Origin of the sequence: Brevibacillus sp. WF146, assembly GCF_001673705.2 — a bacterium.
In the GTDB taxonomy this organism is placed as follows: Bacteria; Bacillota; Bacilli; order Brevibacillales; family Brevibacillaceae; genus Brevibacillus; species Brevibacillus thermoruber.
This window is the reverse complement of sequence record NZ_CP109943.1, coordinates 302,811-315,134: the sequence shown is the minus strand read 5'-3', so window position 1 is coordinate 315,134 and position 12,324 is coordinate 302,811. Positions and strand designations below refer to the sequence as shown.

Here is a 12,324-nt window from a genome sequence, read left to right as displayed (position 1 = left end):
TGTTACAGATTTGTATTTCACACACAAGATTAAACCACTTTCCAGCGAATCATAAACAATGTTTCTTGTTCGGTTTTTTGTTTCATTCTCTTTTCCAACTCATCAATCAACTGGTCTCGTTTTTCCATGATTTCATCTTCTACATCAAAGATTTGCTGACGTTGTCTCCGCTGTTTTTTCTCTAATTCTTTAATTTTAAGCTGTATTTCATGTTGTTCAGCCAATGTAGTGGCATGCCTTTCCTGGCGTTTCAATTCCTTGATTTTTGCCTTGGTATCTGCCAAATCTCTTTCAGCGGATAAAATCAAATCATCGGCCCATTTCTCTAATCGTTCACGTTCCTCTTGGAAGTGACGGTTATTCTTTTCAAGTGACTTGGCAATGGTTGCTGCAACGTGACGTTCTGCCTCACTAATCAATCGTTTTTCGACCGACTTCGGCCAGTCTTTGTCTTTAAGAGGATAAACTTTAGCTTGGCAATTAAACAGTTTCTCACATACTTCTTGGTCAATCGGTTCTCCGTCATCCGTGAAAGCATTAAAAAGCAGGTACTCTTCTGTTTCGTAGGATTCAATAGTTAGCTTGTTCAAAATTAGGTAGCCACTCATTCCTTTTAATGCTTCCACGACACTGATTTTCACCGGGTGATTCGTAATATCAAACACGAGCTCGGCGGGTGGAGTAGGTACAGCCTTACCGACTTCAATTACATACTCCCCTAGAGGATGGGAGAGACGGTAAAGTGTTGCCTTTTCTGGCTCTTTCCTTCCCTTCGTAATCAATTGGTAATCACCTGTTTCGACACTCCGAACAGGTGAATCTGTAAGCCTGAATGAAAGCTCTTGTTCATTAAACACAGCTTTGTCTCTGAGTACAAAACGGGTTAATCCCCAAAACATCTTGCTGAAACGGTCCAACTGATATTTGGCATCATCTAGATTGATTTTCAACCGAGCATGAACATCTTCATCAAAATTCTCTAAAAGCGCCCGATGTGTTTCAGCCATTCTACTGGCAATAGTTTGTTCAAGCTCTTCTTGTAAAGCTTGAAACCCCTGTTTAATTTCCTCAGGTGTCCGGCACTGTTGATAGATAGCCAAGATACGCTTCTCAAAGTCAACTCCTGATTCAATCGTACCAAGAACTTCATCTGAGGCCCCAAGAACACCGGTGAACAAATTAAATTTTTGCTCGAGTAATTCATAAACACGTTGGTCTGCTTCGTTTCGCTGATTGAGGAAGTTTATTACTACAACATCATGCTTTTGCCCGTAACGATGACAGCGTCCTATACGCTGTTCGATTCTTTGTGGATTCCAGGGCAAGTCATAGTTAACCACTAAAGAACAAAATTGTAAATTCACACCCTCCGCTGCAGATTCCGTTGCAATCATAATCTCCGCTTTATCACGAAAATGCTCCACCAATGCGGCACGCATATCTGCAGTTCGAGAGCCACTTATTGTTCCATCCCCACTCTTCCCGTGTCTTTCCAACCATCTCTCATATATCACCTTTGATTCCGCGTCTGTATTGGTTCCATTAAACAATACAATCTTGCCGGCATAACCATTGGCTTCAAGGAAGTTTTTCAAATATTCTTGTGTTCTTCTGGATTCCGTGAAAATAAGTGCTTTACGGTTAGCCTGCATCTCTTGCATTTTTTCAAAGCCTAATTCCAATGCTTTAAGTAATGCACGCGACTTACTATCAATCTGAATCGAACGTGCCCAAAGAATATAACGCTCTAATTCAGTAATTTCAGCTTCAAGCTTTTCCTTGTTAACATTGATTTGTTCGGCAGTTGCCGCTACCTCTTCCCTATCGACACCATCTGTCTCCAATTCCATTCCCTCATCGGACAAGTCAGAACCCATTTCATCTTCTTCAATAATGTTCTCAATCCAATCTTCCTCCTCTTGTTGTAAAAGACCATCTCGTAATTTCTCAAGACGGTCCTTCATCGTTGCAAGTGTCCCTGCAACCGCTTGGGAAGATGAAGCAAGTAATTTTCTTATAATCAATGTGGTTAAGGTACGCTGCCTTTGCGGTATGGCATAAGTATCTTCTCGCATTAAGAATTCGGAAATTGCTTGATATAACGCTTGCTCATCATCACTCGGGTGAAATGGAAAAGTAATTGGCCTTCTCTCCGTATACTGTATGTATTCTAAAACCTGCCTCCTTAATGTACGATGGGAGAATCCTTTGAGACGCTCTTTTAGAGCCTGTAAATCCCCTTTACTGTTCATGTACTGTGCCCGAAAAGCTGTAATATCTCCAAACAAATGTTCGTCAATCAAAAGTGACAACCCGTACAATTCCAACAAAGAATTCTGTAATGGTGTAGCCGTTAAGAGGATTTTCTTTCTGTTTTCAAGTGCCCATTTAATCCCTTGGCCCATTTTATTGCTGTTTCGATAAACATTGCGTAGTTTATGCGCTTCATCTATGACAACCAGGTCCCATGGTACTAAACGAATCTCATTCCTCATTTTATTTGAAAACTGGTACGACGTGATGATTATCGAGTTCTGTAGGAAAGGATTTGAGCGCCCCTGTTTTATTGCTTCACGATATGTTTTTGCTTCTAAAATAAGGCTTGGTAAATTGAACTTCTCTTGTAACTCCATACTCCATTGTTTACGGAGTGAAGCAGGACAAATAATTAAGAGTTTTCGTTTTCTCTCGGCCCAAAATTGGCAAAGAATTAAACCGGCTTCAATTGTTTTCCCTAATCCTACTTCATCAGCCAGTAAGACTCCCTTGGATAATGGTGAACGAAATGCAAATAACGCTGCTTCTATTTGATGAGGATTTAAATCAACGGTAGCATCAAATAGGGACCGGGATAACTTCTCGACACCATCTACACTCGAGCGCCTTGTGATTTCATATGCATAATATCGTGAATGATATGGTGTAGTCATATTCGTTATTCGTCCCTCCAAAAAATTCTTAAAGCAATTACTTATGAATCTCCATGTATGAAAAGCATTGTGAAATGCTTATGTTTTACAAATCGCACTAAGAGCTTTCATACTACTTATATTAAATTCTTGATTATATAACGAAATCCTTCAATTAGTAAAGCAGTTGCTTCGGTTTGACCATCGAATCCTACCCTATACCCGCGCTTCGCGCATATCGTGGTTATCAGTGGTACTAATCATTCACGAGAATCCAGAAAGCAGTTGGGCCTATATGCCTTAAAATTTGAAAAAAAATTTCCGGGGTACTAGGCGTAATGTTAAAGTATTTTTTACGCCGTTCGGTGCCCCACCCCTCTTCAAATCAAGTGGTACAGATTATCTCTTTATCATTCAAACCTAGTTAGTTCCTTAATTGGAAGCTATCTAGGTTTTTCTTTTTACAGCGAGGACTTCTGAACGGTGAGAGGCGTTCAATTAGATTGGAGGTGAGAAATCGATGAAACAATTGAAACGGCTAATTGAGCAAAGATGCCGACTTTTAGCGCTTAAAGAGAAGCTAAACAGCAAAGCAACCTTGAATTCCAACGAAGGCATGATGTATATCAAGCTTCTTGTCAAACTTGTCTTGCTGGAAATGGAAATTGAGTCACTTACACAAAAAAAGGTGCGCTGCTAGGAGCACACCAAACAACAACACACAACTATTTTAAATGAATCAATCAACGAAAAACAAGGAGGGGCAATGAGCCTCTCCTGTTTCATTTTTAGGAGGGTTTTGGTCATGAATCATGTATACAATATTGCAGCCTTCAAAACATTGTTAGCGAACACCTTGCGTGAAAAAACCGATGGTTACTTGGTCAATGAACTCTTCAGCCGTTTTTCATCGATTCAAGAACTATTGGATGTAACAGAAGAAGAGCTGATGGCTATCAAAGGTATCGGTCCAGTCAAAGCACAACAAATCATTGCTGCTCTGAAATTGGCCAGTGTCAAGATCAAAAGAAAGCTCCTCAAAAAAATCAATCGAAAATTCCCCAGTAAGAGTTATTTTATACGCCCCTTAGGGGGCGGAAACAAGGACTACTCCTTTGGGTGTTCTTCATGCCCTTCTGGTCGGAAGAAACCCGCCTTTTTCTTTTCTTTGATGCGGTAACTTTCCCCCTTGATATTGATTGTGGTGGAATGATGCAGCAAACGATCCAGGATGGCTGTGGCCAGTATAGAGTCTCCAAAGATTTCTCCCCATGAACCATACGACTTGTTGGAAGTCAGGATGATAGAGCCGGTCTCGTATCGTTCGGAGATGATTTGGAAGAAGAAATGGGCTGCCGGTTCGTCCATCTTGCGATAGCCGATCTCATCGATGATCAACAGACGCGGCTTGGTGTACATGCGAATTTTTTGTTTGATCGTATGGTTCTGATCGGCCTGCTGAAGCGTTTGCACGAGATCATGGGCGGTTGTAAAATACACCGTATACCGCTGCTTAATCGCCTCCAAAGCCAGTGCAACGGCCAAATGTGTTTTCCCCACACCGGGCGGGCCGAGGAAAATGAGATTCTCCTGGTGCTCGATAAACCGAAGGGTCGCCAGATCCCGGATTCGCCGTTCATCGATGGATGGTTGGAAACGAAAGTCGAATTGATCCAGGGTCTTGTGAAAGGGCAAGTTGGCTAGACGTGTCCGGGTCCGGATATACCGATCCCATTTTGCCGCCAACTCCTCCTGCAGCAGCTTGTCCAGAAATTCCAGATACGATATATTGTGTTTGGAAGCTTCTTCGGCGTGGTGGTGAAGCACCTCGGGAATGCGAGTCCATCCGAATTGGTGGAAGGCATCCTCAAGACGTTCTTGCAGCCCAATCATTGGAGCCTCACCGCCTCGTCGAGGAATTGTTCATACACGGATAAGTTTCGTTCCAGCACTTCAGGGGCTGGTCGGTCAACAAGTTTGGGCATTGGGGCAGGAACTCGATGTTGACCGGTTGGGCGCAGTCCTTCGAAGTGCTTTTTGTTGATGACCAGCTGCCCTTTTTGGACGGCCTTGGGATATTCAGCGATGAGTGTGTCTCCACTGTAAATCCGGATGCGTCCGTTCTTGTCGTCCTGGACATGCACGATTTGCCCCATAAAACGGAAGGGAACGGAGTAACGGTTGGCCTCAAACGATACCAGGCAGTCGGCTGATACCTTCCGAGCATGACGGTCGACGACCGCAAACGGCGTTGGGTTCATGGGTTTCAGCTTTTCCTCATGCCAGCGGTCAACCGGCCTGACGTGCGTGGTTCCATGAATCCTCACGTTAGCTACTTGATTCAACCACTCGCGTGCTTGGCGATTCAGATCGTCCAATCCGGTAAATGCCCGAACGCGCGGCCAAAAGTTCTTGCGAACATAGCCAATTCCGTTTTCGACCTTTCCTTTAGTGCGAGCGCGATAGGGCCGGCAGCTCGTAAGAAGGAAGCCGTGGTGGCTGGCAAATCGGGAAAAACGCTCATTCCAGACGGGATGGCCCTGTTCATCTCTGTCTTTCACAACGGTCTTCATGTTGTCGTACAGCATCACCTCCGTACCCCCTCCAAAATACTCAAAAGCCCGATGGTGACAACTGATGAGCGTATCCAACTTCTCATCTTCAGTGAACTCCAGATACATCATGCGAGAATAGCTGAGGACCATGACAAACGCATAGAGCCGTTTTGGTTTGCCGTGCCAGTCCACCGTAAACCGTCCCCAATCGACTTGGGCTTGGTATCCGGGATCTGTTTCAAATCGGACGGTGGTTTTGCTGATGACGGTGGGCCGGAACGGTTTCATGAAGACTCGCAGAGTGGTAATCCCACCGGTATACCCTTTTGCCTTGATTTCTTCCAGGATAACTCTCGCATTCAGGCAACCTTCCTCCATTCGGCGGCGAACGTAATCCTTGAACGGATCCAGCTTGCCGAGACGAGTGACCTTTCGCTGATAGGATTCAGGTTCCTTCTTGTTTAGCCACTTACGAATGGTTTTTCGATCCCTCCCTATTTCCTGCGCGATCCGAGTAATACTCATGCCACGTTTCCTCATCTCGTGAATCATGTAAAACTCCCCATTCTTTACCATAATTTCTCTCTCCTCCAAGGAGAGAGTCTGCGATGAAAATGGGGAATTTTCAACCGATTCTATTGGGGATTTTATCGCTGATCTTCACACCAGAATGCTGCCTGTTCCCTCCAAAGACACTTATACCATTCGGTCGCCACGTGATGTTTTTGAGTATGTCAAGGACATGCAGTTTTTAACGCAAGAACATTTCGTCGTCATAGGACTGAATACGAAGAATCAGGTTGTATTTAAGGAGACCGTCTTCATCGGCTCGCTTAATAGCTCAATTGTGCATCCTCGTGAAGTCTTCAAACCATTAATTCGGAAAAGCTGCGCATCTGCTGTTGTAGTTCATAATCACCCAAGCGGCCAACCGGAACCGAGTCGAGAAGATATTATTGTCACGGAACGTCTGCAAAAGGCCGGTGAAATTATCGGTATCGACATTCTCGACCATGTAATCGTTGGCTTCGAATGCTTCTATTCACTTAAAGAACAGGGGAGGATTTAAGATGATTGATTTTGGTTGTTAAGATGGCACTTTGCACTCCCTCTTAAGAACATCCCAGTCGTATCGCGGTTTTAGATGTACTAAGCGGGTAGAATATACAAACTGGTTTGTACCACTTATTGAATCTCTTATATATACCATTGAAATAAGAGTTTTGTAACATATACCGTATGGATACATGACAATAAGTGAACACGCAGCCCCCTTCCGTCCCCCAAAGGGGGAAACGCAGGGATTACCACCCCTGCACCCCGTCACTCGGCGTGAGCCAGCCCAGCAATGACTTGCTGGGAAAACAAAAGTGTCGGAGATATGAATCGCCTGTCAAGGCAAAGAACGTACCTTGACAGGCTTACTTTTTCCTTGATTACTACATCGTTGTCGTCCGAAGAAATCTATGAACCTCTGTAGAATCTCAACAATTCCTTCTTGTATTCACGTCTCTTCTTGGTAGCGGTTCTCTCTTGTTCTAAATCTTTACGGTTAGCCTCCGTGTCCAAAAAATCCCGTTTTCGATTCCTTGCTTCATATTTTGCTACAACAGCATCAAGGATTTTCTCTCTTAAATTGACATCACTGATTTCAATACAAGGGGTTTTCCTACCCTCTGGGATAGGAAAGATAATCCTGTACTCACCTGTGTTAAGGTTACGAAGCAATTGAATTCCCTTTATGGTTCCAAAGCCGTCTATTTTCACTTGTGCTGTTGCCAGAACATTATATTTAGGATTTAACTCTGTAATTTTGGCTATTACACTCATTTATGCATAGCCTCTCTTCCGTGATGATATGCTTCTCATTTGGTTTTCATGGTTTAACCACTTATTAAGTTGGTCTTGATATACCAGCGCAATGTTATTGTTTCGATAATCACTTTCGATTACTTTTACAAGCGCCCTTCTTTGGTAAGGACTCAAGCTTTTAAGTGTCTTAATAACACTATTTTCAATGAGGGACTTTCCGAACTTCTTAAGACAAAATTGGAAATCGGGACTATTCACATTTACCAGATACGCGCCCTCGAAGGGATTGTATGTAATCATGGTCGAACAGAAGTCATTAAATGTTAATCGTTGACCTTTTTTGAACCGTTCACGAACTTCAATCCTGGTTAAAACAAAGGGCAATTTTGATTCCTTCGTTTTGTTGTACACTACTCTTTGCCGCTTTCCTCGTCTACTCCCCATGTATAGCGTCTCACCTGTATACCTTGAATCATCAAATTTTCTAAAGCCAGAACACCAGAAGCTGTTAATGCATTCACTTGTGTCGCAGCCTAGCAAGTCTACTTTGTAATCCACCCTATAAACCATTGCATTTTGTTCATCTCCGCAAATTAATCGTAACCAATGACTTATTTGTTCTAGGGTAAGACCCGCATTTGATGGGTTAATCTTTATCATAACTTGTGGTATTTTTGAAAATCTTGGTCCTTGGAAGACGCGTACCGGGCCCAGTGAAAAAACATGGTCATACATTGACTTTTTGTCACAGTATTTATGGTGGATTCCAAACTCATTTAGCAGAGCGAAAAACTCAGGCGTTACGGGCCCTTCAAAGAACAGCATAATACCGTCAATTGGACTTTCTCTTAACTCGGTCTTTTGTTCAAATAGTGTCCTGTACTTAATGCAGCCTTGAGGATGTTGTTGCACCTTCTTGTTCCAATAGGATGATACTTTCACATGAAATTACTCCTTCTGGGAGCATTGATTTACCTTCATCGGTAATCTCCCCCTAAGGTGCAACAAGTACGGGGAAGTGGATTACTATTTTCCATCCTCTGTTAATTTTAATGTTTAGTGCTTATAGTTATGGGGAATGGGCACAATCAAATTCCTCACTTCCTATTTAACACTTGTTTAGCCTTCAGACTACATTTCTCTACATCGGTCTAGGATACTAGTTGATTGTAACATGCATTTCGAACTTTCTTCTATTTAAACATACCAAACATGATATTAATTTGTAAAGTTAATTTCGAACATGTTATAATGATGTTGAGGTGATTATATTGAAATTGAGTCAGGAGTTACGAAACCGTAGAAATGAACTTAATCTTACCCTTCGGCAACTCGCAGAAAAAACAGGTGTTTCTCACACTCACATTTCGGAGATTGAAAACGGGAAATGTGCACCATCATTTGATACAACCATGAAATTGGCTAAAGCAATGGATATGAATCCTAATTTAATTATTGTTGAAACTTACCAAAGTCACCTAAGACACATACTCCTGGAATTTATTAAGGTATGCCATGAAAACAATGTCAGGATTCCTTATGAGGAATGGGTAAAAACAAACCTTCCTCTTCAACCGCTGTCATTAGACGAAAATACTGTCTTTGATGCGTCCCTAGAAATTGCCACTAAGCTTTACCAACAGGCCGATAAATCCACAGCAGATGCTAAGCTCGCTTTGATAAAACAGCTTATAGAAACGAATGCAGATGCTTCTGTAATACAACTGCTTATTAATTTGCTTGAACCTTTAAATCAGGCAGTACTTCTGCTCGGCAAAATTACAGTCAACAGGGAAACAAACAAGTTTATTGAGGAATTGAACCGGCTTCAGCAGAATGCAGTTAATAACTAGGGGTAAAGGATTGATAAAATGGACCATTTTTATTTCTCAAAAGTACCCTACCACGGGAAAGTTAATCTTCCATCGAAAAGTAAGCAAAGTGAAAAACATAAGGAACAGTTTGTTAACGAACTTGCTAGTTTAGTCAATAAATTAGGTCAACTAACACTAAACAGAGAGGAGAAGTTTACTTGAAAACAGAGCTTAGAGCAGCACTTTACGTTCGTGTAAGTACAGAAGAGCAAGCAAACGAAGGGTTTAGCATACAAGCACAGCTTGCTGACTTACATCGTTATGCTGAAATTCACAATATGGAGATTGTAGAACAGTATGTAGATGAAGGTTATAGCGGTAAAAGCATTGAGGGGCGACCTAACATGCAACGTCTCCTTAGAGACAGCAGACAGGGCAAATTCAATGTCGTTCTGGTGTACAGAATTGACCGTTTAGCGCGAAAGCTTAAAGATGCTCTTGAAATCAATGATGAGTTTGAGCGAAACGGTGTCCAGCTGATCAAGTCCGTATTTGTGTGTAAATTCCCCTCGGTAGAGAAATAAATTAGCCAATGCGAGTCACTTTAGACACCGCTTTTGTTGCCTGAGTTTCTCGCCATTCCAAATACTCTGCCATATCGAGATACTTTTTGCCACTTGCCCATTTTTCGTCTATCTCCATAAGCAAAGCTCCGATTAGGCGAATAACCGATTCACGGTTAGGAAAAATGCGAATGACACGTTCTCGTCGTCGAATTTCTTCGTTGAGTCGCTCCATGCCATTTGTTGTCCGAAGTCGTTTACGGTACTTTTCGGGCAGCAGAAGAATGGCTGTGGCATCATCAAAACCATTCTCCAAAACCGAAATCGCCTTTGTAGCTTTGGCCTCGTATATTTCCACCGTTTGTTGCAACAACAACCGTGCCGTTTCAAGATCAGGGGCATCCAAAATCGCACGAACACGGGGATACAACTCCTCCTGCAGCTGCTTGGGGGTGGCGTCAAGAATATTTCGCATAAAATGAGTCTGACACCGTTGCCACGTCACCCCTTGAAAATGAGTACGAATGGCTCGTACGAGCCCACCATGTTGATCGGACACAATCAGTTCTACGCCTCGCAAGCCTCGATCTTTCAGCCAGCTAAAAAACTCACTCCAACTGGCCTCTGATTCACTATCTCCAAGCATCAGTCCAAGGACTTCTCGGTAGCCTTCCTTATTCACCCCGTAGGCCAACATCACGCCACGAGAGCGTACACGCCCCTCTTCACGCACCTTTAAAACGAGGGCATCTACAATGAGAAATGGATAGAAGCTCTCTCGTAGATTTCGGTTGTTCCAAGCCGTTACAATCGGATCCAGGCGTTTACACAGGTCGGAAACAGTAGACTTAGAGAATTCGGTTCCACACAGTTCCTCCGTGATTTGGGCAACTTTTCGAGTTGATACCCCATTCACCACCATTTCCATGAGAGCTAAAACCAAGGCTTGTTCACTTCGCTGATAGCGGGCAAACATTTCTGTCGAGAACTTTCCGTTTCGAATTCGTGGCACCCGAAGGGTGACCGTTCCCACACGCGTGGTCAATTGATGAGGATATGTACCGTTTCGATAACCTTGACGTTCATCTGTACGTTCGTACGGTTCCGCAGAAAGCTGTTCCGTAGCCTGGGCCTGCAATACCTGATTCAATACCGATTCCAGCAGCTTGGCCACCCCCGAATCCTGCGAATTTCCGAGAAATAGTTGCTGCAAAAGCTGCGAATCTACAGTAATCTGGTAATGAGCCATTTTCAAAATCCCCTCTCCTGGAATGTTGTCTGGACAACTTCATTCTAACCGAGGGTTTTTTGAAATGGCTCTCTTATTTTAAAGAGACTCCGTTTTTACACAATTATATGGACTCAACTGTCCAGCTTGTGAGTATTAATGAAAATATAGATACAACGACACCAATGGGAAAAATGGTCTTTCAAATGGTTGGTTCCATTGCGGAGATGGAGCGTAATACCATTGTGGGCCGGGTAAAGATGGGAATGACCGAGCGTGCGAAACAGGGGAAATTTAACGGCGGAATATGCTTGGGTTATGACTCCGTAAATAAAACTCTGGTCGTGAATGAGGAAGAAGCTGCAATCGTTCGTGAAATCTTCAATCTTGCTGAACAAGGCCTCGGTTATAAGGCAATTGTTGGACATCTTAACAGTAAAGGTTATAAAACCAAAAAAGGGAACGCTTTTTCTGTGAATGGTGTCAAAGACATCTTAAGCAATCCGATTTATATCGGGAAAGTCCGCTTCAACCAGAAGGAGAACTGGTCAGAAAAACGGCGCAAAGGCCAAAACAAAGAATACATAGTAGTTGATGGAGAACATGAAGCCATTATTTCTGAAGAGCAATGGGAACGTGTCCAAAACTTACGCAAAAAACGCTCCTACAAACCATCACGCTCAGAAAAGCCATTTATCCTTAGTGGTCTTCTCAAATGTCCAATGTGTGGTTATGGAATGGTTCCAGGCTATTCTCAAGGTTCAGAAGGTACTAGGTATCGGTATTATGTTTGCGGACAACACCACAACAAAGGAAAAACCGTCTGCAAGGCCAACTCTATCCGAGCCGACATTGCAGAGCAAGAAGTATTGTCCCGCTTGTCATTGCTAGTAACTGACCCCTTTGCATTAAAAATGATTATTAACCAAGTAAATGCACAAAGAGCCAGTGCAGAAAAGCCATTCTACGAAGAGAAGAGATTAGCTGAATCCAAGCTGAAGCAAATAGAAAAAAATACGAACAAGCTGCTCGAAGCGCTGCTTGATGAATCCATGCCAAAGAGCATCATTAGCAAGAAGCTGAATGAGCTTGAAGAGGAGAAAACGCAACTGGAATCTCGTCTTCGACAACTTCAAACCGAGCTTTCTGAAGCCGACACCAAACCAATTGATTATGATGCTCTTCGGATTCTACTGTCCGATTTTCAAAAGGTTTTATCCCAAGTGGAACCAGAACAGCAAAAAGCGCTCCTTCGCCTCGTAATCAAAGATATTACCGTCAGCAAAGAAGCGCCTCGTGGGATTGGTCGCCGAATCGAGAAAATCAATCTTCACTTTGACTTCACGATTGATGCAATGGAAAACACCTGTGAGTTGCTGAAACAACTCTATCCTGATATTGAAGAACAGCTCCAACCTTGGAAAAAACGTAAGTCGAGCTACA

Annotated in this window: 11 protein-coding genes and 1 pseudogene; 6 read left to right on the top strand and 6 right to left on the bottom strand. The window is 43.0% G+C overall.

Going from position 1 to position 12,324, the window contains the following annotated elements:
- Nucleotides 1-29 precede the first annotated feature (29 nt).
- Nucleotides 30-2,930 (bottom strand): SNF2-related protein, encoded by a 2,901-nt coding sequence (locus A6764_RS01760; protein ID WP_065067535.1) that lies wholly within the window; start codon nucleotides 2,928-2,930, stop codon nucleotides 30-32.
- Between the two features lie 499 nt (nucleotides 2,931-3,429).
- Between A6764_RS01760 and A6764_RS01755 the strand changes: the two genes are divergently transcribed.
- On the top strand, nucleotides 3,430-3,609 hold the full coding sequence (locus A6764_RS01755; protein WP_065067536.1) for a hypothetical protein: 180 nt from the start codon (nucleotides 3,430-3,432) through the stop codon (nucleotides 3,607-3,609).
- A gap of 105 nt (nucleotides 3,610-3,714) precedes the next feature.
- Nucleotides 3,715-4,089, top strand: a complete 375-nt coding sequence (locus A6764_RS01750; protein WP_264622370.1) for a helix-hairpin-helix domain-containing protein — start codon at nucleotides 3,715-3,717, stop codon at nucleotides 4,087-4,089.
- Here the strand turns inward: A6764_RS01750 and istB are convergent.
- Entirely contained in the window at nucleotides 4,017-4,802 is a 786-nt protein-coding gene (gene istB / locus A6764_RS01745; protein WP_029099487.1) for an IS21-like element helper ATPase IstB, read from the bottom strand. The genes A6764_RS01750 and istB overlap by 73 nt on opposite strands.
- A complete protein-coding gene (gene istA / locus A6764_RS01740) occupies nucleotides 4,799-6,016 on the bottom strand; it encodes an IS21 family transposase (protein ID WP_255309823.1) in 1,218 nt (405 codons plus the stop codon). The genes istB and istA overlap by 4 nt, the downstream gene beginning before the upstream one ends.
- A 22-nt stretch (nucleotides 6,017-6,038) precedes the next feature.
- Between istA and radC the strand changes: the two genes are divergently transcribed.
- Nucleotides 6,039-6,533, top strand: coding sequence for a RadC family protein (radC, locus tag A6764_RS01735; protein ID WP_413541978.1), 495 nt, complete (start codon nucleotides 6,039-6,041; stop codon nucleotides 6,531-6,533).
- A 395-nt stretch (nucleotides 6,534-6,928) separates the two neighbouring features.
- Here the strand turns inward: radC and A6764_RS01730 are convergent, their stop codons facing one another.
- A complete protein-coding gene (locus tag A6764_RS01730) occupies nucleotides 6,929-7,294 on the bottom strand; it encodes a hypothetical protein (protein WP_065067537.1) in 366 nt (121 codons plus the stop codon).
- Nucleotides 7,295-8,218: a hypothetical protein gene (locus A6764_RS01725; RefSeq protein WP_065067538.1), complete on the bottom strand. Its 924-nt coding sequence runs from the start codon at nucleotides 8,216-8,218 to the stop codon at nucleotides 7,295-7,297.
- Between the two features lie 329 nt (nucleotides 8,219-8,547).
- Here A6764_RS01725 and A6764_RS01720 point away from each other — a divergent pair, with 329 nt between their 5' ends.
- Together A6764_RS01720 and A6764_RS01715 are read left to right on the top strand one after the other, a co-directional pair.
- Nucleotides 8,548-9,129, top strand: coding sequence for a helix-turn-helix domain-containing protein (locus A6764_RS01720; RefSeq protein WP_176703317.1), 582 nt, complete (start codon nucleotides 8,548-8,550; stop codon nucleotides 9,127-9,129).
- Between the two features lie 179 nt (nucleotides 9,130-9,308).
- The gene (locus A6764_RS01715) at nucleotides 9,309-9,674 is read left to right on the top strand and encodes a recombinase family protein (protein ID WP_264622369.1); all 366 of its coding nucleotides are present in this window, start codon (nucleotides 9,309-9,311) and stop codon (nucleotides 9,672-9,674) included.
- Nucleotide 9,675: 1 nt separating this feature from the next.
- On the opposite strand, the gene A6764_RS01710 is transcribed toward A6764_RS01715, so the two are convergent.
- Complete coding sequence (locus A6764_RS01710; RefSeq protein ID WP_065068428.1) at nucleotides 9,676-10,902, bottom strand: IS256 family transposase; 1,227 nt, start codon at nucleotides 10,900-10,902, stop codon at nucleotides 9,676-9,678.
- Between the two features lie 107 nt (nucleotides 10,903-11,009).
- Here A6764_RS01710 and A6764_RS01705 point away from each other — a divergent pair.
- Nucleotides 11,010-11,750, top strand: a pseudogene (locus A6764_RS01705) (recombinase family protein); the annotation flags it as partial.
- Nucleotides 11,751-12,324 lie beyond the last annotated feature (574 nt).

What these genes read in the sequence shown, in the direction of transcription:
- A6764_RS01760 (WP_065067535.1), bottom strand. Translation starts at nt 2,930, where the DNA reads ATGACTACACCATATCATTCACGATATTATGCATATGAAATCACAAGG.
- A6764_RS01755 (WP_065067536.1), top strand. Translation starts at nt 3,430, where the DNA reads ATGAAACAATTGAAACGGCTAATTGAGCAAAGATGCCGACTTTTAGCG.
- A6764_RS01750 (WP_264622370.1), top strand. Translation starts at nt 3,715, where the DNA reads ATGAATCATGTATACAATATTGCAGCCTTCAAAACATTGTTAGCGAAC.
- istB (WP_029099487.1), bottom strand. Translation starts at nt 4,802, where the DNA reads ATGATTGGGCTGCAAGAACGTCTTGAGGATGCCTTCCACCAATTCGGA.
- istA (WP_255309823.1), bottom strand. Translation starts at nt 6,016, where the DNA reads ATGATTCACGAGATGAGGAAACGTGGCATGAGTATTACTCGGATCGCG.
- A6764_RS01730 (WP_065067537.1), bottom strand. Translation starts at nt 7,294, where the DNA reads ATGAGTGTAATAGCCAAAATTACAGAGTTAAATCCTAAATATAATGTT.
- A6764_RS01710 (WP_065068428.1), bottom strand. Translation starts at nt 10,902, where the DNA reads ATGGCTCATTACCAGATTACTGTAGATTCGCAGCTTTTGCAGCAACTA.